Annotated in this window: 19 protein-coding genes; 9 read left to right on the top strand and 10 right to left on the bottom strand. The window is 59.8% G+C overall.

Features of this window, described 5'->3' with window-relative positions:
- Positions 1-694 precede the first annotated feature (694 nt).
- Both ROS217_RS15895 and ROS217_RS15900 read left to right on the top strand, forming a co-directional pair.
- A complete protein-coding gene (locus ROS217_RS15895) occupies positions 695-1,393 on the top strand; it encodes a recombinase family protein (protein WP_009818809.1) in 699 nt (232 codons plus the stop codon).
- A 27-nt stretch (positions 1,394-1,420) separates the two neighbouring features.
- The gene (locus ROS217_RS15900) at positions 1,421-1,660 is read left to right on the top strand and encodes a hypothetical protein (RefSeq protein WP_009818810.1); all 240 of its coding nucleotides are present in this window, start codon (positions 1,421-1,423) and stop codon (positions 1,658-1,660) included.
- A gap of 72 nt (positions 1,661-1,732) precedes the next feature.
- Here the strand turns inward: ROS217_RS15900 and ROS217_RS15905 are convergent, their stop codons facing one another.
- The 8 genes from ROS217_RS15905 to ROS217_RS15940 all read right to left on the bottom strand — a co-directional run bounded on the left by ROS217_RS15905 (position 1,733) and on the right by ROS217_RS15940 (position 9,430).
- Positions 1,733-2,560 (bottom strand): 3-keto-5-aminohexanoate cleavage protein, encoded by an 828-nt coding sequence (locus ROS217_RS15905; protein WP_009818811.1) that lies wholly within the window; start codon positions 2,558-2,560, stop codon positions 1,733-1,735.
- A gap of 15 nt (positions 2,561-2,575) precedes the next feature.
- Complete coding sequence (locus tag ROS217_RS15910; protein WP_009818812.1) at positions 2,576-3,184, bottom strand: glutathione S-transferase family protein; 609 nt, start codon at positions 3,182-3,184, stop codon at positions 2,576-2,578.
- Positions 3,181-5,139, bottom strand: coding sequence for a TRAP transporter permease (locus ROS217_RS15915; protein WP_009818813.1), 1,959 nt, complete (start codon positions 5,137-5,139; stop codon positions 3,181-3,183). Before ROS217_RS15915 ends, ROS217_RS15910 begins: the two co-directional genes overlap by 4 nt.
- Before the next feature lie 93 nt (positions 5,140-5,232).
- Positions 5,233-6,312, bottom strand: a complete 1,080-nt coding sequence (locus tag ROS217_RS15920; protein ID WP_009818814.1) for a TAXI family TRAP transporter solute-binding subunit — start codon at positions 6,310-6,312, stop codon at positions 5,233-5,235.
- A gap of 103 nt (positions 6,313-6,415) precedes the next feature.
- The gene (locus ROS217_RS15925) at positions 6,416-7,180 is read right to left on the bottom strand and encodes an SDR family NAD(P)-dependent oxidoreductase (RefSeq protein ID WP_009818815.1); all 765 of its coding nucleotides are present in this window, start codon (positions 7,178-7,180) and stop codon (positions 6,416-6,418) included.
- A gap of 3 nt (positions 7,181-7,183) precedes the next feature.
- Positions 7,184-8,098 (bottom strand): 3-keto-5-aminohexanoate cleavage protein, encoded by a 915-nt coding sequence (locus tag ROS217_RS15930; protein WP_009818816.1) that lies wholly within the window; start codon positions 8,096-8,098, stop codon positions 7,184-7,186.
- Between the two features lie 47 nt (positions 8,099-8,145).
- Positions 8,146-8,619, bottom strand: a complete 474-nt coding sequence (gene accB, locus ROS217_RS15935) for an acetyl-CoA carboxylase biotin carboxyl carrier protein (RefSeq protein ID WP_040651609.1) — start codon at positions 8,617-8,619, stop codon at positions 8,146-8,148.
- The gene (locus ROS217_RS15940; protein ID WP_009818818.1) at positions 8,606-9,430 is read right to left on the bottom strand and encodes an IclR family transcriptional regulator; all 825 of its coding nucleotides are present in this window, start codon (positions 9,428-9,430) and stop codon (positions 8,606-8,608) included. Before ROS217_RS15940 ends, accB begins: the two co-directional genes overlap by 14 nt.
- Before the next feature lie 135 nt (positions 9,431-9,565).
- Here ROS217_RS15940 and ROS217_RS15945 point away from each other — a divergent pair, with 135 nt between their 5' ends.
- The 3 genes from ROS217_RS15945 to ROS217_RS15955 all read left to right on the top strand — a co-directional run bounded on the left by ROS217_RS15945 (position 9,566) and on the right by ROS217_RS15955 (position 14,234).
- Complete coding sequence (locus tag ROS217_RS15945; RefSeq protein WP_009818819.1) at positions 9,566-10,927, top strand: acetyl-CoA carboxylase biotin carboxylase subunit; 1,362 nt, start codon at positions 9,566-9,568, stop codon at positions 10,925-10,927.
- Positions 10,924-12,396 (top strand): pyruvate carboxylase subunit B, encoded by a 1,473-nt coding sequence (locus ROS217_RS15950; protein ID WP_009818820.1) that lies wholly within the window; start codon positions 10,924-10,926, stop codon positions 12,394-12,396. Before ROS217_RS15945 ends, ROS217_RS15950 begins: the two co-directional genes overlap by 4 nt.
- A gap of 332 nt (positions 12,397-12,728) precedes the next feature.
- Entirely contained in the window at positions 12,729-14,234 is a 1,506-nt protein-coding gene (locus ROS217_RS15955) for a peroxidase family protein (protein WP_009818821.1), read from the top strand.
- A gap of 309 nt (positions 14,235-14,543) precedes the next feature.
- Here the strand turns inward: ROS217_RS15955 and ROS217_RS15960 are convergent, their stop codons facing one another.
- Positions 14,544-15,578, bottom strand: a complete 1,035-nt coding sequence (locus ROS217_RS15960) for an IS110 family transposase (protein ID WP_009818822.1) — start codon at positions 15,576-15,578, stop codon at positions 14,544-14,546.
- Positions 15,579-15,967: 389 nt separating this feature from the next.
- Positions 15,968-16,336 carry a cupin domain-containing protein gene (locus tag ROS217_RS15965; protein WP_009818823.1) on the bottom strand — a complete coding sequence of 123 codons (369 nt, stop codon included), beginning with the start codon at positions 16,334-16,336 and terminating at the stop codon, positions 15,968-15,970.
- 1,604 nt (positions 16,337-17,940) lie between these two features.
- On the opposite strand from ROS217_RS15965, the gene ROS217_RS15970 reads away from it, so the two are divergent.
- Genes ROS217_RS15970 through spt form a run of 4 tightly spaced genes read left to right on the top strand, consistent with a single transcriptional unit; the run spans position 17,941 to position 22,169 of the window.
- Entirely contained in the window at positions 17,941-19,746 is a 1,806-nt protein-coding gene (locus ROS217_RS15970; RefSeq protein ID WP_009818824.1) for a fatty acyl-AMP ligase, read from the top strand.
- Entirely contained in the window at positions 19,743-20,702 is a 960-nt protein-coding gene (locus ROS217_RS15975) for an NAD-dependent epimerase/dehydratase family protein (RefSeq protein WP_009818825.1), read from the top strand. The genes ROS217_RS15970 and ROS217_RS15975 overlap by 4 nt, the downstream gene beginning before the upstream one ends.
- Positions 20,692-20,958 carry an acyl carrier protein gene (locus ROS217_RS15980; protein WP_009818826.1) on the top strand — a complete coding sequence of 89 codons (267 nt, stop codon included), beginning with the start codon at positions 20,692-20,694 and terminating at the stop codon, positions 20,956-20,958. Before ROS217_RS15975 ends, ROS217_RS15980 begins: the two co-directional genes overlap by 11 nt.
- A complete protein-coding gene (spt, locus tag ROS217_RS15985) occupies positions 20,955-22,169 on the top strand; it encodes a serine palmitoyltransferase (protein ID WP_009818827.1) in 1,215 nt (404 codons plus the stop codon). Before ROS217_RS15980 ends, spt begins: the two co-directional genes overlap by 4 nt.
- Positions 22,170-22,186 lie beyond the last annotated feature (17 nt).

Genomic DNA, 22,186 nt, shown 5'->3' on the forward strand with positions numbered 1-22,186 from the left:
ACAAATGGCATCAATCCTGCGAATTGGATCGTTCACTCGGTCTGACTAGGCAGGCGTTCGACAAGCTGACCAACAATGCGATCGGTTCGAGAAGCGGATTGCCTCCGATGTCTGTTGCTGGTGCCGCCGAAGTAGCGTTTTATTCTGGGGGTCCAGACGGCCCCGCACGGTGCGAAGTCTTCTGCCAATTTTGGCTATGGGCAGCCTTCGACTCTGGCCGAAAATCTCCCAGAAGTCAGACATTTGTCATGTGGCTGTCACATTGTTGGAGTGATGTGAGATGCCCATGTGTGGGTGATTTCATCATTTTCGGCTCGTCGGGTCCAGCACCGGCGAGCCTATTCGCTGGGGGCAGGTTTGCCCGCCCAGAGACTACTGCCAAAGCCCAGCTTTATGGCCGTTCCGACTAAAGTACTAAGACCTGTGATGCTGGGCTGCGTCCGGATGTGGTGATACAAACTGCAGATGCCGCAATCTCCAGCGAAGGCGGAATTCCTTAAGGCATGGCATCGCCGTGCACAGCCCGGCAATGCCGCTGTATTCGCAAGGCGTTCTCAAAGTGATCCCTGCAGTAAGCGCAATGAAGTCTCACTCGACTCGCACCAGCCAATTTTATCCGGCAGTTCTGACTACACTTCCAAGCCCAATCGAGCGATGTACAAACCTGCGCAACCAACGTTAGGCAGGTTTGTACATGGTCAGAGAGACTGTCCAGAATCCGAAGCTGGTCGCCTACGAGCGGGTGTCCACTGCCAGACAGGGCCGATCCGGGCTTGGCCTCGAGGCGCAGCGCAAGGCCATCGACGCCTTCGCGGTCGAGCGTGCGGCTAAGGTCCTCGCTCGCTTTACCGAGGTAGAGAGCGGGGGCAGGAATGACCGGCCTGAACTGAAGCAGGCGCTCGATCTCGCCAGGCTCACTGGTGCGACGCTTGTCATCGCCAAACTGGACCGTCTCAGCCGCAACGCCGCCTTTCTTCTGACGCTGCAGGGCAGTGGCGTGCGGTTTCTGGCCTGTGACATGCCCGAGGCAAACGATCTCACTGTCGGCATCATGGCGCTTGTGGCCCAGCAGGAGCGCGAGGCAATCTCGCGGCGCACCAAAGAGGCGCTGGCCGCCGCCAAGGCGCGTGGGGTGAAGTTGGGCAATCCAAACGGGGCCGCAGCGCTGAGGCGGGCTGGAGAGGGGGGCGTGGCGCTCAGACAAGCCGTGGCGTCCAATGCGGACGCATTCGCTCAGACGTTAGCGCCGGTGCTGGGCTCCATCCGGGCCGAAGGGCATACAAGTCTCCGTGCAATGGCAGAGGAACTCAATGTGCGAGATATCCGGACCCGCCGCAATGGCCGCTGGCATGTCTCGAACGTGCGCAACCTGCTGGCGAGATTAGCTAGTTGAGCATCCATGCGGCAACTAGGAAGCGGTATGCCGCTTGACAACGAACCCGCCCTCTACAAGCTGCAGGCGCTGCAAGATCCGCTCGGCAAGCTGCTGATTGTCTACGCGGCCCATCAGCGACCCAAACACATTAGCGCCGTTGGCGGAGGGTCCCGGTTTAAGTATCTAGACGGCGCCACCGTCGATATCTACGTGGCGGGTCATGATCCAATCACGCCTGTGTCTCGCTCGCCCGGTCGAATTGCATTTCGTCTGGACCCGATCTAACTTGACAGCCAAAGCATCCAATGGGTCAGGTTAAAGGATATGCTCGATCTGCAACATGACCGCAATTTAGTACTACGACGCGAGGCCCAGAATACGCCTTGCTTCCGCCGGTGTGGCCACGGGGCGTTTGTACTTGGCGCAGAGCTCCGCAGTACGCGCCACGAGGGCCGCATTCGACGGCGCAAGCCTGTCCTTGTCGAGGCGCACATTGTCCTCGAACCCGGTGCGGCAATGCCCGCCCAGTGCGACGCTCCATTCATTGATCACGATCTGCGCGGGGCCGATACCGGCGGCACACCATTCCGCATCCGGGGCCAGACGGCGCACGGTCTGGATGTAGAATTCGAACACCGCGCGGTCGACCGGCATGGCATTCTTTACCCCCATCACGAACTGGATATAGAGGCTCCCGGGAATCCGCCCATCCCGGTTCATCTCAACCGCCTTGAAGATATGGCTCAGATCAAACGCCTCGATTTCGGGCTTGATGTGATGGCTGCGCATTTCTGACGCCAGCCAATCGATCAACTCGGGCGCATTCTCGTAGATACGCCCCGGAAAATTGTTGGAGCCGGTGGTAAGCGAGGCCATGTCAGGGCAAAGCGAGAGCATCGCCCCGCGTTCCCGCCCCGCCGCCGTGCGCCCGCCGGTCGAGAACTGGATGATCATGCCGGGGCAATGCTTTTCCAGCCCTTCCTTGAGGCGGGCGAATTTTTCCGGGTCACTGGTCGGGCTCTCGTCGTCATTGCGCACGTGACAATGCGCGATGCTGGCCCCCGCCTCAAACGCCGCTTGCGTCGACTCGATCTGCTCCGAGATCGTGATCGGAACGGCGGGATTGTCCGCCTTGCGAGGCACGGCACCGGTCATGGCAATACAGATGATGCAGGGCTTGGTCATGGTTTTCCCCTCTGTCTAAAGGTCGATTTCGGGCCGCGTCTCGCGAAACGCCTCGAGATCACGACATCGCAGCGCCAGATCGCGCAGCGCGGGAAACTGGCTGAGATCGACAAGATCGCTCATTGCAAATTCGATAAAGTCATACGCTACAACGGCGGAAATCACCGCTTGCGACACAGACTTGGGCGGGGTGGCAAGCTCGGTGTTCAACCACTGTAGGCCGGACCGAGCCTGCCCGATATTGTGCTCGACCCATGGGGTGTGGATCTTGTTCTCGGGCCGCATCACGCGCTCGTATCGAGCGGCTGCGGCCTTGTCCATGATGCCGAGGGCCACGGATGTCACACGCAAGGCCGCGCGGCGTTCTGGTCCGTCCGCTGGCAGCAACGCCCGCTCGGGCCCGACCATCCGGTCTATTTCATCTAAGATGGCGCCGCTCTCAAAGATCATCTCGCCATCATCGAGGATGAGCGCCGGAACCCGCCCCACAGGGTTGAGTTTGCGCAGCGCCTCAAGATCGGCCCAGGCCGTCAGCGCCTGTCGCTCGAAGGGCAGGTCAAGACGCAAGAGGGACACCGCCACACGGCGGGTAAAGGGCGAGAGGTAACGACCGATCAGGATCATGGCGCGCTCTCAGTCCGGGCGGCGGCCCGCGTCGCAATATAGCAGCCCATGAATCCCAAAATCATGCTCCCGCACAAAAGGATATCGAGAAGCACGGGGCGACCGTGTTGGGTCAAGGTCACATAGCCAATGGCGACCACAAGATAGAAATAGCCACGCCCCATCCAGCCCAGCCGCTTGAAGCAGAACCCGAAGGCGGCAATGGCTCCGGCCATCTGTGTCACCAATACTTCGACAATCGGCATGATGACTGTCGCATCGACATTGGGAAACTCAAGCAGCGGCTTGTTGAACACAATCGCAAAGGGAATGATGAAGGTCGTGCTCGCAATCTGCAAGGATCGCACGGCCGTCGTCCAGAACGACGCGTTCGCGAGCTTGGCCGCCGCCAGAACCGAGACCGCAACTGGCGGCGACAAGGTCGAGAAAACGGCGAAGTAAAAGACAAAGAAATGCGCGCGCAGCGGATCAACACCCACCTCTTGCAAGAACGGCACAACCGCGAGCGAGGCCACCACATAGGCGATGGGCGTCGGAAGCCCCATGCCCAGCACCAACGACAGAACCATCGCACCGATCAGTAACAGGATCTCGTTATCGGGCAGGGTGGTAGCCAGGATGGTCGCCAGCCGCCCCGACAGGTTGGTGCTCGTCATCACCTGACCCAAGGGGCCAATGGCAAGGATCAAAAGCGACAAAAGCGTCGTCAGCACTAGCCCCTCTCGGACCGAGGCCACCAGCTCTGCCTTGGTGGGTTTGAACGGTCCCTGTAATTGCGACAGCACAAGCGCCATAACAATGCCCGCAAGTGCTGCGTAACCGGCCGAACGAAACCCAAGCAGCAACCAGATGACCAGCACAAAGGACACGAGAAATGTCGGCGACATCCGCCAGATCAAGCGCCGGTCGACAGGCTCGTTGAGGCGGGGCAAATCGCGGTCGAGCGCATAGTTGCCCACCGAAAACACCACCCCTGTGAGATAGAGCAATCCGGGGATCAGTGCTGCCATCGCCACCTCGACATAAGGGATGCCCAGAAAGGCCGCGATCAGGAACCCGCCAAGCCCCAGCACCGGCGGCAGGATCTGACCGGCGGACGAGGCTGCGGCCTCGATTGCACCCGCCATTGCCGGACCGAACCCGTGGCGCTTCATCATGGGGATCGTGAAACGCCCACTCAGCACCACGTTCGAGACCGCCTGTCCCATCACCGCGCCGATGGCCCCGCTGGCGATGATCGCGGGCAGGGCCGCGCCCCCGCGCACCGTCCGTCCCGTCGCCTTGCCGATTTCGATGGTCAACCGTAGCATCCCGGTGCCCAAGAGGGTGGTGCCGAAGATGACCAGCAAGAAGATCTGATCGGCGGCCACACCTGAGAACAGGAAAAACCCCTGATTCGTGTTCAGCGACACGTAATTCATGATGAAAGCCGCAGAATAGCCTGGATGCTGCAGCAAAGAGATCGGAATATACTGACCAAAAAAGAAATAGAGGATCGAACCTGCGCAGAGCGACGCGAGCAGCAGGCCCCAATGAAACCATGTCAGATAGATCACCCCACCCATGATCAGATAACCAAAGGTCACGGTCAGCGGATCGAAGAACGGCGCGTTGATGACCATCCAGTCAAGATACCACCAGAAATAACCAAGCCCGCCCAGACCGCAGAACATCGCAATCAGAACGCCGATCCGGTGCAGATGCGGATTGCGGACGCGCCGACCGGCCTCGCCTTCTATTTCCGAGGGAGAGTCAATCTCGCTCAGGGCCAGCAGGCCACTCATGGCGACGATGGCCATGGCAAAGTTCACATAGAAAACAGAGCCATGTGCCACGAGCCCAAAGACCGAGAGCGCAAGATACCCGACAAGCCCAAGGCCAATGCCCCATATCGCGACCTCGACCACACGAGTGAACCATCCCGCGCGCGTGATCGGTAGAGTTTCGGAAGACATGGATATTGCCCTATCCTGACAGCCTGTTGTGAGAGAGGGCAGAGGGCACCGGCGCACCCTCTGCGGTGTTTGTGTCAAACCGGGGCCAAGGCCTCAGTTCTCGGGATAGGTCATCGGCGGAAACTCTTTGGTCCGCTCCCAAAGCCCCAGTTCCTTGTAGGCCTTGATGGCCCCCGGATGCGCGGTTTCCTCGCTCAACCCGGACACCATGTTGGCCTCGGACCAGAACTTCCAGAACCCCTGTCCGCTCTCGCGCAACTCCGGCCCGTGCTTGTGGACCCCCATCACGATCTTGTAGGCCACATCTTCGGGGAAATCCGGATGCACCGCCGCAAAGATGCGGTTGGTCCCGGCAATGAAATCCTCGGTCTGGCCCGGCATGCTGCCCGCGGGCACGGTCACGCGGCCATAGGTCATGTCGAATTTCTCGTTGACCGTATCAATTGCCTCGTCCGACAGGCCAAGATACTTGATCTGTTGCCCCGTGGCATGCAGCTTGCTGGTCAGGTCGTTAGTCCACCAGACGGTTTGATCGCCATTGGTCACGAGCGCCGCTAGGGCGGCATCGGTGGTGCCGTCTATCAACTCTTGTGTCATGACCGCCGGGGTCACGAAACGGATGTCGGAATTCTCGGCGGTGATCCCATAGCCATGCTCCAGAAACAGCGATGCGGCCATGCCCCAATCGCTCTGGGTGGGCAGACCAATCGAGATCCGCTTGCCCTTGAGATCCTCAACCGAGTTGATATCTGGGTTGAAGGTCACAAAGAACTTGCCCTGCGCCACTGCCCCTTCGCCATAAAGAAGCTGAAACTTGATCGGCACAGCTTGCGGCACGAACGTCATCAGTTCTTCGCGTCCACCCTGAAACGCGGCTTGGATCACCGTGTCTTCGGTGCCAAAAACCGTGTTCTTCCATCGGTTTTCCTCGGCCATGGCGCGGATGTTGTACATGAACCCCGGCGTTTCCTGGGCAGCAGGCAGAATATCCGATCCGTCCCGTGCCATCCGGGCCGCAAGAACGGTGTTAGTCTGCACCGCGCCGCAGCCCAGCGGGCAGGCGAGAAATGGAATAACCTGTTCTGCGGCGGCAATACTCGCCGTCAGGGTCGAGGCTGCGATCATTGCGGCGGCGGCGACTGACCGCAAGCCGTTCATACTGAATTGCTTCATCTTATTCCTCCCTTGGTTGGCAATATGCCGGCCGGTTCTCATGCCGCCAGCAGCTTTGATCGTCGTTTCGGCACGTTGTCTGGCACACCTCCCTTCGCATGCGCTATTTCAGCGTTCGGCCCCCATCGACATAGATGGTCTGGCCGGTGATGAATCGGCCGCCCTCCGACAACAACAGCACCACAGTCCCGATCAGATCCTCGGACTCGCCAAAGCGGCCCATGGGAATCTGTGCGAGGGCCTGCGCGCTCATCGCGGGATCGGCCAGGATCGTCGCTTCGGTCAGGGGCGTGCGAGTGACGGCGGGACCGATGGCATTGACCGTGACGCCGCTGCGCGCCCATTCCAGCGCCAAGAGCTTCACCAATTGCGCCAATGCCGCCTTGCTCGAGGAGTAGGCCGAATATTTCTCGTTCACGACCCAGCTCGAGACCGAGGCGAGATGCAGAATCCTGCCACCGCCCTCCTGCCCGATCATGATCCGGGCGGCACAGCGCGAGAGCAGGAATGCCCCCGTGACATTCACCGCCATTGTCGCCACGAAATCTTCACAGGACAGGTCCAATGCCGGCGCGAACCGGGCGATACCCGCACTGTTGAGAACCGCGTCAAGCCGACCGCCATGGCGCGTTGCCAGGGCGACGACGGCCTCGACGCTCCCTTCATCGGTGACATCCAGCTCAGAGGCCAGATGCCCTTCGCCCGGCAACGTCGCCACGGCGGCGGCCACCTCATCCGCCAACCTGTCCGCCAACACGATCCGCGCCCCGCGCGCCGCCAGCCCCGCCGCAAGATCAAATCCCAGGCCTCGGGCCCCCCCGGCGACAAGGATCACACGCCCCGACAGATTGAACACCGGGTCCGCCATGGCCTACATCACGGCCGCGCGACCCGTGGGGTCGTTGGGTTTGTGGTGCAGCATCCGCCGCGCATAGTCGATATCGGCCACTTCGCGGCCCAGTTCATTGACGATCCGCGCGGCGCGTTCGACCAATTGCCGGTTGGTGTCCGCCAATTCGCCCTTGGCAAAGAACACCGTATCCTCAAATCCGGTGCGCATGTTGCCCCCCATGGCCACGGCCATGGTCGTCAGCGGCAATTGCGAGCGTCCGACCGATACGATCTGCCAGTTCGAATTTTCCGGGATCGCGTCCAGCATCATGAGCAGGTATTTCGGCTCTGCCGGAATCCCGCCATTGATCCCCATGACAAAGCTGAAATGCATCGGATCGGTAATGATGCCCTCGTCGCGCAACTGCAGCATGTTGGCAATGTGGCTGATGTCATACACCTCCAACTCGTTGACGATGCCACGCTCCCGGCAGGCGGTGATGAACTCGCGGTTCCATTCCTTTGAATTGTTGAACAGGAATTCCGCATCCTTGTGCTGGAAATGAAACGTGCCGGCATTCACGGTCAGCATGTCCGGGGCCGGATCGAGATCGAGCAGCGCCATACGCTGGTCCTGCGTGAACCCGGTCCAGACACCGTTGCCCTCGCGGCGGATGCCGATCCCGTTGCCCACCTGCGTGATCATCTCGGGACAGCGTTCCTTGATGCCCGCGATCACCTCGCCATAGATCACCGGATCGGCGCTCGTCCGCCCCTCCATGTCGCGCACATGAATATGGGCAATGGTGGCCCCCGCCGAATAGCAATCCGCGAATGTGGCGATGATGTCCTCAGGCTGTTCAGGCAGCCTCGGATTGGCCTCCCTGCCGTGCAACCCGCCCGTTGGTGCAATTGTGAGCACCACCTTGTCTGTCGATTGAAGTACCGGTTTCATTCACTTCCTCCCCGAAGCTCATCTGCGCGCGGTCTTCTGTGGCGGTCCTATCCCGGCTTGATGTTGAACAGGACCTGACCGAACTCCACCAACTGGCCATTCTCTGCGCCGATGCTCTCGATCACCCCGGCGGTCTCTGCGTGGATCGTGGTAAATAGCTTCATCACCTCGATCATGCAGAGCGGATCACCCTGCGCGACCGTGCTGCCTACCTCGACAAAGGGCGCGGCGTCAGGCGACGGGGCGCGGTAAAACGTGCCCACCATCGGCGCGCGAATGGCCCCTGCGCCGGCGTCCTGCGGCGGAACCGGTGTCGGGGCGGCTGCGGCCTGCGCCTTGGCCCCCGTTGGCGCAGGCTGAGCCGCCGGGGCAACCGGGGCTGCTGCGGCGCTCGCCTCTCCATGCCCCGTCCCTCTTCGGCGCACGACGAGCTTGATGTCCTGGGTCTCAAGCACAACCTCGTCACAGGAGGACGAGTCGATAATGCTCAGTATCTCGCCGATTTCCTTAAATCCGGGCATGTCCATCCTCACCTGCTTCGGCCTCGTCCATCGCCCAGGCTGATGCAATTTCTTCAGCCGCCTCAAGAAGTCGCGGGATGTGCTGGATCGCAAGGCTCATCGGCATGCGCGCTTGCGGCGCGGACACGGCCACCGCCGCGCAGACCTTTCCCCGAGCATCCCGCACCGGAACGGCGGCACAGATCACACCGGCCAGAAACTCCTGATTGTCGAGCGAATAGCCCTGCGTCCGGATCTGGGCGAACTGCTCTTCGAGCACGGTCAAGTCGGTCATTGTCGTGGCGGTGTAGGCATGCAGATCCGACAGGGACAGCAGATGCTCGCGCCGTCGCTTGGGTTGATGCGCCAACAGCATCTTGCCCATCGAGGTGCAATGCAGCGGCACGCGCGATCCCACCTCATAGCGCAGGCCAAAGGGCCAAGAGGCCTCGACCCGGTCGGCATAGAGCAAGGCCCCGCCGGAGATGATGCCAAAGTTGGAGGTCTCTCCGGTAGCCGCCGACAGCCGCTCGAGGATCGCATGCTTGGAGCCGTGCCGCACCGCCGTCTGGAACACATTGAGCGCAAAGTTGAAGAGGCGCGGGCCGGGCACATACCCACGGCTGCCCGCCTCCTGCACCAAAAGCCCATCCATATCCAGTTGATGCACGATCCGATGCACCGTCGGTGTCGGCATGTCGAGCAGCACGGCGATTTCAGAGGTCGTCAGCGGGCGCCCCGATGACCCGACACATTCCATCACGGCAAAGGTCTTTTGCGAAACGCTCGAGCGGTCGCCGATCGGATTGGACAGGTTGAGCGGAGCAGTCATGCAGGGTCCTCGCAGAGAAGAATCTTCATATTATCAAAATCCGGAATGAAAATTTTTACAAGGTGAAATTTTGCTTGCCAATTTTTCAAATTTTGTGAGGCTAGGGAACATGGCAGCACAAGGACCGGGATCACCGTGAAGAAAGTCCTGATTGCGAACAGAGGCGAAATCGCGTTGCGGGCGGTGCGGGCCTGCAACGCGCTTGGCATTAGATCGGTGGCGGTCTTTGCCGCGCCAGATGCGGCGTCGCCCCATGTCTGGGCGGCGTCCGAGGCGGTGTGCATCGGCCCTGCGCCCAGTTCCCAAAGCTACCTCAATGTCGATGCGCTCTTGCATGTCGCCTGCGCCACGGGCTGCGATGCGATCTATCCCGGCTATGGATTTCTGGCCGAGAACGCCGATTTCGCAGAGCGTTGTGCCGCCGAGGGGCTGATCTTCATCGGCCCGGAGGCGCAAACCATCCGCCTGATGGGGGACAAGGCCGCGGCCCGCGCCACCGCGATCAAATTTGGCGTCCCAGTCGTGCGCGGCTCTGACGGGGTCGTCGATGATCCTACCCAAGTGGAGCATCTTCTTGACGACATGGGCTTCCCCGTCCTGATCAAGGCCAGCGCGGGCGGGGGCGGTCGCGGCATGAGAATCGCCCGATCCCGCTCGGAATTCGCCGCGCTCTTTTCACAGGCCAGCCGCGAGGCGCAGCAGGCCTTCGGCGATGCGTCAGTCTATCTCGAGCGTTTCATATCGAATGTCCGGCATATCGAGGTGCAGGTCTTTGGCGATGGCAAAGGGCAGGCCGTGCATGTGGGCGAACGCGATTGCACCGTGCAGCGGCGACATCAGAAATTGCTGGAAGAGGCACCATCGCCCATCCTCACCGCAACGGAACGCGCGCATATTCAGGACAGCGCCCTTCGGCTGGCCGCTGGTGTGAACTATCGCGGCGCCGGAACGGTCGAATTCATCTTTGATGCCGACACCCGAGAGTATTTCTTCATCGAGATGAACACGCGTATTCAGGTCGAGCATCCCGTGTCAGAGATGCTGACCGGCGCGGATCTGGTGGCCGAACAATTCCGCATCGCATGCGGCGAGGCGCTGTCGGTCGGCCCACCCCCTGCCGACTGTGGCCATGCCATCGAGTTTCGCATCAACGCCGAATCCTTCCGGCATGATTTCCGCCCGTCACCGGGACGGATCACTACATGGGAGCCGCCGCGCGGGCCGGGCATCCGGGTGGATGGCTTTGTCGCCACAGGCAGCACGGTGCAGCCCTATTACGATTCGATGTTGGCCAAGCTTATCGTTCATGGCACGGACCGCGCCCACGCCCTGAGCCGCGCCCGCGCAGCGCTCGCCGCCTTCAAGGTCGAGGGGATCGACACCACCATCGACCTGCACCGTGCGCTGGTCCACGACCCGGATTTCGCGGCGAGCAGGATTCACACGAAATGGGTCGAGGAACGCTTCTTGCCGCAGGTCTTTGAGGGGGAAAAATGAGCCGTACCATCCGTCTGGTAGACGTCACCCTGCGCGACGCGCATCAATGCCTCTGGGCCACGCGCATGACCACCGCCATGATGCAGGACATCGCTCCCCGGCTGAACCGCGCCGGGTTCGAGGCGATCGACCTCGTCGGCGGGGCCGTGTTCGACGTCTGCGTGCGCTACCTGCGCGAAGACCCATGGGAGCGGATGCGTATCCTCAATCAATGGATCACCGAAACCCCGCTCATCATCCACACGCGCGGCCAGAGCCTCTTTACCTTCGAGTTCTTTCCCGATGACATCGTAGAACTGGCGGCAGAGCGCTTTGCAGCCAACGGGATGCGCTATCACACCCCCTATGACGCGCTCAACGACATGCGCAATCTCGAAATCCCCGTTCGGGCAGCCAAGCAACATGGCCTGCATGTGGTGGGCGGGCTGGTCTATACCTTCAGCCCGGTTCACACCGACGCCTATTACCAGAAGAAAGCCAAAGAGCTGATGGCCCTCGGTGTCGATGGCATCTTTCTCAAGGATGCCAGCGGCCTCTTGCGACCCGAGCGTATCGCCACGCTGGTGCCCGCGCTCAAGACGGTGATGGGCAACATGCCGTTGCAGATCCACACGCATTGCAACTCTGGCCTCGCCCCCTACGTCGTCTTGCAGGCGGTCGAGCATGGTGTCGATGTGGTGCATACCGCCACCTCAACCCTCGCCAATGGCGTCAGCCACAGCCCGACCGAGACTGTCACCCGCAATCTGCGTCGGCGTGGCTTTGAGGTGGATATCGACCTTGGCCCGATCGAGGAGGTGGCCGAACGTCTGGCCTTCATCGCCGAGGTCGAAGGCAAGCCGGTGGGCGAGGTGCGGGAATACGACGAGTTCCACTTCTGTCACCAATGCCCCGGGGGCATGGTCTCCAACCTTGCCTATCAACTCGAGAGCATGGGGCTTCAGGGACGGCTCAACGACATTCTCGAAGAGGCGTGGCATGTCCGCGAGGATCTGGGTTATCCGATCATCGTCAGCCCCTTTGCCCAATACATCGTGACGCAAGCGATCCTCAACGTTATGGGGCGCGATCAGGGCAGGCCGCGCTACGAATCCGTCCCCGATGAGGTGCGGCTCTACGTGCGCGGCGGTTATGGCGAGATTGCGGGCCCGATTGATCCAAACCTCTATGACAAGATCACCCGTGGTCAGGAGCCGATCACCGAACGCCCCGGCCTTCTGGTGCCGCCTGCGATCAAACGCCTGCGCGCGACGCGCGGCCCATTCCAGAGCGATGACGACCTTTTGCTCGCGGCCTTCTACGACGACGGGCAGTATTCCGCGCTCAAGGCTGCCGGACCCATCCGCACGGACTACCCCCTCGGCGAAACTCCCTTGCTCACCTTGATCAAGGGCATCGCGGCTCGCCCGGACATCACTAGCTTTCACTATTTTGAAAAGACTGTGGGAACGCGAGATGAGCAACGATAAGACAAATTGTCTGGAACCCTTAAATTTCCTGCTGAGATAGGCCAGACCATGTTTCGGAGTGCCTGTTTATTGTCGACGCCAATGCGTTCTCGAAGAGAAAAGAGGTAGCTCGACTGGTCATCAACGCACTTGAAAGTAGGGCTTCGTCGAAGATTAAATTGGCGGCTCACCTTTTGGCATACGTCAGGCGAGTGTGAGCAGGTCGCGGAAAGCCGCTGCTTACCTTACGCTACGGCAACTCCCTCTTGACTAGAACTCAGTTGGGATTACTCTCCTTCTGATAAGACTTAATTAAAAGCCTGCATTTTAATCAATATTTAGGAGAAGAATACATGACCTCCCCCACCCCCTGTCATCATGGAGTCACCAAGGCCCGCGGATGTTCGCACATCGCAGTGGGCAAGTTTTCCCACCTTTTCCCGCAACTTCAGCCGCTTGTAATTACTGAAGAGGAGGCCGCCGCAATCGGCGGCCCTGGCGGGGTGATGCACGATTTCGATAGCGTCTCGCCGGACTCGAAAGTTCCTGTGGGCTATATTTTCTTTGCCCAGTTCGTCGATCATGACGTGACGCTGGATGTGTCCAGTGCTCTTCGACCAGCTGACGGAAGCCCGCAGAAGAATGATGTCCACAAATTTGTGGCCGAAGAACTCGGTAACGTGCGCTCTGCTAGTCTCGATTTGGACTGCGTCTATGGGTTCGGCCCCGAGGGCAGCCCGCACATCTACAGCGGTGATCATCTGGGAGTAGCAGCCAACGGCTATGATTTACCCCGCTCCCCTGGCGGAACGGCGCTGATCGGTGATCCGCGAAACGACGAGAACATCTTCATCGCCCAGATTCAGCTCGCCATGCATCAGCTTCACAACCGGATCTTTGATGAACGCGTCTATCAGCGCGACATCGCCCAGAAGGGTTGGCGCCGGTTCGAAGAGGCACAGCGCGAGACGCGGTATCACTACCAGTTCGTCGTACTGTTTGACTTTCTCAAGCGCATCTGCGACCCGGAAATCTTTGCCTACGCGGCCGCCAAGTTATGCAATCCGAAAGCCAAGTTTCCTCTGTGCTACGGGCTGGACAAACATGGCAAGCTACCAATGCCGGTGGAGTTTTCGACCGCAGCTTACAGGGTGGGACATACAATGGTGCGCGATCGATACGCGCTCAACGCAGCCAACCAGGAGGTCCAGCTTTTCGACGAAACTTTCGGAACGTTGGGTTTCACCGCGCTGCCAGAAGACCTTGTGCCCGACTGGAGTTTCCTCCTGCACCTTAGCCCCTGCGTTGTGCCGCATATGTCGAAGGCGTTCGATCCGGCCTTCGCGGACGAATTGATGAATCTGCCAATTGTCGGCAGCCGCAATCCGAACGACCGCGCTCTTGCGTTCCGTAATCTCATGCGGGCCTCGGCTTTAGGCGTGGCGTCCGGTCAGGACATCGCGAAAGAGTTAAAGGCCAAGGGATATCCGCTGGATGTCGCGGACCTGATGTTGGACGATGTGCATGGCTGGAAGCGGGTGGGGGCTGTCCTGCATAAGAGCGGCAAGGATCTCTCAAAACACACCCCGCTGTTCTATTACCTTTTGCGGGAGAGCGAGATTTCTTCCGGCGGCGCGCACTACGGGCCGCTTGGGTCCGCTCTGCTGATGGAGGTGTTCGGCGGGATGCTGCGGCTCTGTTCAGACAGTTTCCTCAGGCCCTTTGCGGACGGAGCTTGGGCTCCGGATCCCTGCATTGCCAAGCCCGGTGCCACGTTCGACAAGGACTGCCTTATCAATGAGCCGGATCATTATCCGCTCGATCTTTCCGATCTGGTACGGTTCGCAAAGCGGCTTTAGGGAACTGACCATATCCTCGTCCCCAAATGCGCTACACCCGCAGCCTTTCGGTGGTGGAATGCCCCGTCTGAAGTTCTCTAATCGCATTGGTCAAGTTTTATAATTGATGCCTTCGCGCGCGCCGGGTTCATGGTTCTCTCCGCGGTCGACTTCCATGGGTCGCCGCATGTTGGCGTCGGATGGTCGGATCGACCTAAGTGGTCCTCGCACTTGTTTCGCTGATCAGTGCATTCAGAGGGACGGCCTTATCCGCGCCATACGTCCCGGCGGGGACGCGTCCGTTGGTTTAGTTGAGCAGCTTACCTCTTTTCATGCTGCCGACTGGTCCCAGCGGAATGACGTGTTGGTTTTCCACATTGCGTGAAGAATGACGGCAAGCTTTCGGGCGACCGCAATGCGTGCCTTTTTGAAGCCCGACACTTTGGCCAATTTCAAGCCCCAGGTCTTCAGATGAGATGATCGCAGGTTGCGCGTCAGCAAGGTTGTCGCTGCCTCATAGAGATGCTTTCGCACCATCTTGTCGCCTTGCTTCGAGATACGTCCGTTTCTACTGGTTTCGCCGGACTCGTATCGTCTTGGCGTCAGTCCGAGATATGCGCCCGCACTTGACGACTTTTTGAAGCGCGATGCGTCATCAAATGCCGACACAACTGATAGCGCGGTGATAATTCCAACGCCGGGCGCGGTCATAAGCAGCTTAGCTGTAGGGCTCTCTCTCGCGATCGCTCCAAGCCTCGTGTCCATCACCTTGATCTGGTCGCAAACCGAGGCCCGAGCCTTCATCAAGGTTTCGGCAATGATGCGCATTTCGGGAGATGCATCCAACTCGCCGGAAATGATCTCACGAGCGCGCCCGGTGAAGCCACCGACACGTTTGCCAAACAACACACCGAAGGTGCGCAGAAGACCGCGAAGCTCGTTCTCGATCTTGACCCGAATGCGCACCAACGTTTCACGCGCGGCAAGCAGGGATCGGACCTGATAACAGTCACGGCTCTTGATCCGCACTTGCTTGAACCAACCAACCCGCATGATCTGGGCCAGGCCGGCGGCGTCGTTTCGATCTGTTTTAACAGGCCTCATCTTCAAGGCTGCATTGGCATGACGAGCATCGATACATAGAACTGGCAGTCGACGAGAAGCCAACTCATTCCAAAGCCAAACAGCAAGTGGGCCTGTCTCAAGGCCAACACGCAAAAGGTCCGGTGCTGCGTCCGTCAGAAAGCTTGTGATCATTTCCGGGCAAGTCACGACTGTCTTCTCTGCAATAATGGTGCCAGTGTCATCGACAACGCAGATGGCCGTCGTCTCCTGCGAGACATCCAGAGCGGCAAAACATGGCATAGCTGTTCTCCTTTTCATTTGAGCCTTGGCCAATCAGTTTCTGTTTGAACAGTTTGAAGCAGCAGCTCTTGGTCGAAAAGAAGCGCCACCCGCGATTACGCTAAGTGGTCCAGCCGCTGTGATATGTTTATGCAGATTTCACGAGGACCAAAGGATTTTAGTCCATTAGTTGGGTAGTTTAATAGCAATGTACGGAATGATGTATCTCCTATAGAGGCGCGGCACGCCACTGCCAGCGGCAGCGGCTCGGCGATGGTGGGTCGCGCAAAGTTGGAAAGTACTGGCTTAGATCCAGCGCAACAGGAACAAGCTGCGGGACCAAACATTTAGACAAGCGTTGCCATGGTCAAATCAAGACGCGTGATCGTTCTGATCGGTATGGCCGCCTGTCAGAGTGACTCGATCGGCGTTTCCTCGGCAGCGATGTGGACGGCCAACAGACAACCGTTTGGGGTGAAGGAGTCGTGTTCGGTGCCATCTCGGTAAAAGACCAGATCACCTGCGCGCAGAATGGTGCCATCGTTTTCGTGCAGCTCGCCTTCCAGAATTAGAAACTGTTCGTGGCCGTTGTGGCGATGCCCGCGCGTGCGCATGCCCGGCGGCATGCGGTATACGTGAAAGCCGGTTCCCAATGCGCGGCTGTCGTCAAGCTGCAGGACCGCATCGCCAAGAGCAACGCCGTCGGGGTAAACGAAGGGTGTGAAGTTGGCCTGGTGAATATTGGCGATGCGGCGGTCCTGAGGGTTGATCGGCTTCATCTGCTGCGGGTTCCTTCAGACTTTGGGAAAGTTTTGAGACGGATCACCCGACATTCCCCGAGTGGCATGTCGTTTGAAGGCAACATCGCCTGATCGCATAGTCGGATCAAGTGTTTCGCGCTCCGAGCATCATCTATGATCGCCTGATCGCTCGAATATGGATGGATCGGGCCGTGAGACTTCATGCATCGCACCTAACAACGACCTTGTTCAGCATAACAGACATATCTGTCGAGCCGCTTTCGGTCAGTTTGGGTCAAGGTTACGCCTATGACGGTGGCGCTCGACGACTCCGGATCGTGATGAGTGACCATTCAATCGAACAGCACCGCGAAGCTAGATAAAGGATAACACTTTTATCCTTGCTGAGATTGGTTCGACTCATCTGGCAGTAGCCTTAGAATGAGAAAAACAATTGAATTGGAATGCGGAGGAGGCGGTAACAATGACCCTGTTTGAATCCACAAAAGAAGGTTGGATTTCAGGCCCATTCCCTCCGCCATTTGGCCACATACTCGGGTATTTGTGGCCGCATCGAATTTGCTTGGGCAGTCAAAGTTCAAGGCTGGTCTCGATGAGGACAGCCCGCGATGTTCGGTCCTCATGCGGCAGATCCGGCATCCTTTACGGCTGCCACTTTCGGAGCGGCCTCTGAGGTGAGGCGGGCGCGTTACATGCCCGTGTCAGACCAGCCACGATGCCATCGTTCTCAGGATGCAGAGAGACCCGGTTTCATGCAAAGGCCCGCTCAAAGGTCGCGCGGAGATCTGAACAGCAGGCTCCTTCTTTACGACCGTCCGGAGCGTATTCCGGGGTAACAGGCGGGATTCTTTCGCTTCGCATTTCGCGGCGTCCAGAGCGTGTTATTCCGAGCACAACGCCTCAAGCCTCGCGTATCTAGTGTTTATGTTACGGCTTGGAAACCAAATGTGACATCAGGGGCAACTTGTTGCCTATGTTGTTTTGCCCACGGCTCGCGTCATTTTCGGCGGCTCTATCATGGCCCGCGCGCATGTCGTTGCAGAGGGTGTCCGGTCCTCTCCAGAACAGGCTGCGAACAGAGATTAGGGCGGCGGGCTCTAGGCTGAGCGGTTCTGAGTCCGTTCATTGTCTCTCGTTCCGTGGTCGATGAGACCCACCCTAAGGCTGTGGCCCTCAAGCGGATAGCGATGGCACTTCAGCATGAAACATGTCTAAATACTTGTTTTAAATAACATAATAGTAAATCTTGTTCCATCGCGCCGAGAGAGTTCCAGCACAGGGTGATCTGTCCGGTCCGGCTTGCCGCCGCATGACAGTCCGCTGTGAACTTGACCCTGATCGGATGGTCCTTGGCGGTGCGCTTGGGCGCTGATCCGCAGAGCCGGTCTATCCGCCTGCGCCTTTTGGGAACCCGTTGAGGAAGACGGTCATCAGACGCGCATTTTCGACGACCCGCGACAGATGCAAAGGGGCCATCTTCGCGGTCAAACTGGCCCGACACACGTTCGGTCACTCTCTTGACCAGAAACGCCAGCTTGTGTCAGGAGACCGCCAGATGCCATATAACTGTCATCAAAGAGGGCAAACCGACAGCAGTCGGAAGCGAAACAAGGAAAATTGAGATGCAGGCGACAGGCAGTTCGCACAGCCTCGCGTTACGGCGCGGAGACTTCACGACGTTGATCGCGGCGCTCGACTATGCCGCCAAGGGCGACACGGGCGTCAACTTCTACAATGCGCGTGGCGAACTTTATGCAAGCTCCACCTATGCCGATTTGCAGGTCGAGGTGATCGCGCTCGCGCGTCGCCTGATCGGGCTTGGGCTAGAGCCGGGGGCGCGGGTTGGTCTGGTGGCCGAAACCTCGCCGCATTTCGTGCGCTTCTTCTGGGCCTGCCAGTATGCCGGGCTTGTTCCTGTGCCTCTTCCGGCGACCATGCATATCGGCGGTCATGCGGGTTATGTCGCACAACTGCGCGGACTGATCGAGAATTGCGGTGCATCCGTGGCGATGGCCCCGACCGAATGGATGAGCTTTCTCGAAGAAGCCACCACCGGTGCTGACCTTACCTTTGTCGGAACCCCGGATGATTTTGAGCGCCTGACGCCCTCGACAAACGAGCTGCCGACCGTGTCGCCCGAGAGCATCGCCTATATTCAATACACGTCGGGCAGCACCCGATTTCCGCGTGGCGTCGTTATTGACCACACAACGGTGCTCGCCAATATCAACGATATGTCCACCAACGGTCTCAAGATGACCGAGCAGGACCGCTTTGGATCTTGGTTGCCGTTTTACCATGACATGGGCCTCGTCGCCTTTATCATGATGCCGATGGCTACCCAGAGATCGGTTGATTTCCTGGGCACGCAGGATTTCGCCATGCGCCCCCGCAAATGGCTGGAAATGATGTCGGCCAACCGCACCACGATCACCTCTGGCCCGCCCTTTGGCTATGACCTTGCCGCAATGCGTGTGCGCCAGAGCGATGCCGAACAATGGGATCTCAGCGCGCTGCGCGTGGCCTGTGTCGGTGCCGAGATGATCAATCCCGAGCCGCTCAAGCGCTTTGCCGAGGCGCTGGCACCGTCGGGCTTTAAATCGACCGCGTTCCTGCCCTGTTATGGCATGGCCGAATGTTCGCTGGGCATCAGCTTTGCCGGGCTCGATGAGGAACTCAAGATCGACTATGTCGATGCCGAAACCATGCAGGAAGACAGCATCGCCAAGCCGCTCGACCCGGAAGAGGCGCAGAAATCCAAACGCCGCGTCGCTCGTTATGTGGATTGCGGCGCGCTGCTGCCCACGTTTGAAATTGCGATCCGCGACGAGCATGGCAATGACCTGTCAGAGCGTCAGGCTGGCGTGATCAACCTGCGCGGCCCCAGCGTGATGAGCCACTATTTTCAGGAAGAGGCGATCACCCGCGAATGTCTGAGCGCAGATGGCTGGCTCGATACGGGCGACATTGGCTATCTGGCGAATGGCAGGTTGTTCGTGACCGGACGCCAGAAGGACATGATCATCATCCACGGCCGCAACATCTGGCCCGAGGATCTAGAGTATCTGGCCAAGACGCAGCCGGGCATCAACTATACCGATGCGGCCGCCTTCTCGGTGCCATCCGAGAAAGATCAGCAGGAAACGGCAGTGATCGTTTTGCAATGCCGTGAGCGTGACGAGATCAAGCGTGCGCGCCTGATCAAAACCATCGCCTCGCTGGTGCGGTCTGAATATGGCATAGATTGCGTCATCGAACTGGTGCCGACCCGCACCTTGCCGCGCACGTCCTCGGGCAAGCTGGCACGGGCGCGGGCGCGCCTTGATTACCTCGGTCGACGTCAGGCCGCCAAGGTCCAGCATACGCCGGACCCTGTCGGGACCCTGCCAGTTGAAGAGACGATGCCGCAGGCCCGTTACATCGCATGACCGGCCCGGTGGCCGTTACGGGCGCGTCCGGCTTTGTCGGACGCGCCCTGATCGGACTATTGCTTGAGACGGGGCGCCCGGTGCGCGCGCTAGTGCATCGTCAGGGCGTTGGTCTTTCGCATCCCAAGCTTGAGACTGTGAAAGGCGGCCTTTCGGACAGAGCGGCGCTGCTGCGGCTCATGGATGGTGCGCACGCGGTCATTCACGTGGCAGGCAAAGTGCGCGGGCGCGATTTGACGGATTTTCTGGGCGTGAACGCCGATGGCGTGACCCATGTGGCAGAGGCCGCGCAGGCGGCTGGGCTGCGCCGGGTGATCCTGATATCCTCGCTTGCCGCCCGCGAACCGCAGCTCTCGCCCTATGCCGCCAGCAAGCGCACGGGCGAAGAGCGGCTGGCCAAGGCGGCCTCCGGCGCGGCGTTCACCGCGGCGATTCTGCGCCCGCCTGCAATTTATGGCCCAGAGGATCGCGAACTTGTGCCGCTCTTTGAGACGATGGCGCGCGGCATCGTGCCACTGCCGGGCGTGCCCGGCGCGCGCGCCTCGCTCTTGCATGTGGATGACCTTGCGCAAGCGATTGTCAAACTTCTGGACAGCCCGGCACAGGGTACCTATGAACTCCACGACGGGCATGAGGCGGGCTATGGCTGGGACGAGATCGCGGCGATTGTCGAACGGGTGGCAGGGCGTGGACCCGGCTGGCGTCTGAGAATACCAGAGCACGTTCTGAGATCCGTCGCCGGGATCAATCTGCTTGCCTCGCGCCTGTTCGGGTATATGCCGATGCTGACGCCGGGCAAGGTCAATGAGTTACGCCACCCCGATTGGGTGTGCGACAACACCGAAATCAGCCGCGACACCGGGTGGCAGCCGCTGATTTCTCTGGAAAATGGGCTATCCTCGATCCTGCGCGGGACGCCGTTGAAATCTGATAGGGGCATAAGCAATGTCACATGAGACCCAAGACCTAGAACAGGAAATCCTCGACGTGCTGTTCGAGCGCCTGTCGAAGTTTCCCGTGAAATCCGGTGAGTTGACTGCGCAAACCAGTCTTGTTGCCGACATGAGCCTCGATTCCGTCAACATGATGGAATTGCTGATGGAGGTGGAAGACACCTTTGATATCAGTTTCCCTCTGAACATGATGGCCAATGTCGATACGGTCCAGAACCTCGCCGATCAGATCAAACTGCTTGTGGAGAAAAAATCATGAGCATTTCAGACCGCTTTGCCGAACTGGCGCACCTTCGTGACGCATTGGGGGCCGAAGAGGCCGATCCCACCCGGATTGTGATGGAGCGCATCCTGTCCTCAACCGAGGCGATGATTGCGGGTCGCCCGACCATCCTTGTAGGCACCAACAACTATCTTGGCCTGACCTTTGATCCGGCGGTGCTGGCGGCGGCCAGTGCCGCGCTGCACGAGCAGGGCAGTGGCACCACCGGGTCGCGCATGGCCAATGGCAGCTTTGCCTGCCATGCCGCGCTCGAGCGGTCCTTTGCAGAGTTCTACGGCGTGCCCTCGGCCATGGTGTTCTCGACCGGCTATCAGACCAATCTGGGCCTCTTGATGGGCGTCCTGCGCCCCGGTGACAAGGTCGTGCTGGATAGCCATAGCCATGCCTGCATCTATGACGGGTGCCGCATCAGCGGTGCCGATTTCCTTGCCTTCCGCCACAATGACCCCGAGGATCTGCGCAAGCGGTTGCGGCGTCTTGGGGATGAGGCCAAGGGCGCGCTGGTGATCGCCGAAGGCCTCTACAGCATGTTGGGCGATACCGCCCCGTTGGCCGAGCTGTGCGCCATCGCCAAGGAATATGGCGCGTGGTTCATGGTCGATGAGGCGCATTCCTTTGGGGTCTATGGCGAACGCGGCTTGGGCCTCTGCGAAGAGGCGGGGATTCTCGATCAGGTGGATTTCATCACCGGCACCTTCTCCAAGAGCCTCGCGTCGCTGGGCGGATTCTGCGTGAGCCGCCATCCCGAGTTGCAATTGCTGCGCTATGGCAGCCGCCCCTATATCTTTACCGCGTCGCCCAGCCCAGCGAGCATCGGTGCTGCCGCCGCCGCCCTAGAGGCGATCCGCACGCGGCCCGAACTCAAGGCCAATCTCTGGGCCAATGCCACGCGCCTGCATGACGGGCTGAATGCGGCGGGCTATGAGTTGGCCGCGCCCGTGTCCCCGGTCATAGCCGTGCGCGTGCCCTCGCGCGAAGAAGGCGCGCGGATCTGGAATGCGCTGATGGAGCATGGCGTTTACGTCAACCTCGTGCTGCCACCTGCCGCACCCGAAGGGGCCGCGCTCTTGCGGTGCAGCCTGAGTGCGGCGCATAGCTTTGACCAAATCGACGCCATCATCGCGGCGTTCAAGACGGTCGCACCCGAGGCGGCCACCCGTACCGGCCAGAGCACGGCGGCGCAGTAAATCGGCGGGCCGGGCCA

It is taken from the genome of Roseovarius sp. 217 (genome assembly GCF_000152845.1).
GTDB lineage: Bacteria > Pseudomonadota > Alphaproteobacteria > Rhodobacterales > Rhodobacteraceae > Roseovarius.

What these genes read in the sequence shown, in the direction of transcription:
- ROS217_RS15895 (WP_009818809.1), top strand. Translation starts at nt 695, where the DNA reads ATGGTCAGAGAGACTGTCCAGAATCCGAAGCTGGTCGCCTACGAGCGG.
- ROS217_RS15900 (WP_009818810.1), top strand. Translation starts at nt 1,421, where the DNA reads ATGCCGCTTGACAACGAACCCGCCCTCTACAAGCTGCAGGCGCTGCAA.
- ROS217_RS15905 (WP_009818811.1), bottom strand. Translation starts at nt 2,560, where the DNA reads ATGACCAAGCCCTGCATCATCTGTATTGCCATGACCGGTGCCGTGCCT.
- ROS217_RS15910 (WP_009818812.1), bottom strand. Translation starts at nt 3,184, where the DNA reads ATGATCCTGATCGGTCGTTACCTCTCGCCCTTTACCCGCCGTGTGGCG.
- ROS217_RS15915 (WP_009818813.1), bottom strand. Translation starts at nt 5,139, where the DNA reads ATGTCTTCCGAAACTCTACCGATCACGCGCGCGGGATGGTTCACTCGT.
- ROS217_RS15920 (WP_009818814.1), bottom strand. Translation starts at nt 6,312, where the DNA reads ATGAAGCAATTCAGTATGAACGGCTTGCGGTCAGTCGCCGCCGCCGCA.
- ROS217_RS15925 (WP_009818815.1), bottom strand. Translation starts at nt 7,180, where the DNA reads ATGGCGGACCCGGTGTTCAATCTGTCGGGGCGTGTGATCCTTGTCGCC.
- ROS217_RS15930 (WP_009818816.1), bottom strand. Translation starts at nt 8,098, where the DNA reads ATGAAACCGGTACTTCAATCGACAGACAAGGTGGTGCTCACAATTGCA.
- accB (WP_040651609.1), bottom strand. Translation starts at nt 8,619, where the DNA reads ATGCCCGGATTTAAGGAAATCGGCGAGATACTGAGCATTATCGACTCG.
- ROS217_RS15940 (WP_009818818.1), bottom strand. Translation starts at nt 9,430, where the DNA reads ATGACTGCTCCGCTCAACCTGTCCAATCCGATCGGCGACCGCTCGAGC.
- ROS217_RS15950 (WP_009818820.1), top strand. Translation starts at nt 10,924, where the DNA reads ATGAGCCGTACCATCCGTCTGGTAGACGTCACCCTGCGCGACGCGCAT.
- ROS217_RS15955 (WP_009818821.1), top strand. Translation starts at nt 12,729, where the DNA reads ATGACCTCCCCCACCCCCTGTCATCATGGAGTCACCAAGGCCCGCGGA.
- ROS217_RS15960 (WP_009818822.1), bottom strand. Translation starts at nt 15,578, where the DNA reads ATGCCATGTTTTGCCGCTCTGGATGTCTCGCAGGAGACGACGGCCATC.
- ROS217_RS15965 (WP_009818823.1), bottom strand. Translation starts at nt 16,336, where the DNA reads ATGAAGCCGATCAACCCTCAGGACCGCCGCATCGCCAATATTCACCAG.
- ROS217_RS15970 (WP_009818824.1), top strand. Translation starts at nt 17,941, where the DNA reads ATGCAGGCGACAGGCAGTTCGCACAGCCTCGCGTTACGGCGCGGAGAC.
- ROS217_RS15975 (WP_009818825.1), top strand. Translation starts at nt 19,743, where the DNA reads ATGACCGGCCCGGTGGCCGTTACGGGCGCGTCCGGCTTTGTCGGACGC.
- ROS217_RS15980 (WP_009818826.1), top strand. Translation starts at nt 20,692, where the DNA reads ATGTCACATGAGACCCAAGACCTAGAACAGGAAATCCTCGACGTGCTG.
- spt (WP_009818827.1), top strand. Translation starts at nt 20,955, where the DNA reads ATGAGCATTTCAGACCGCTTTGCCGAACTGGCGCACCTTCGTGACGCA.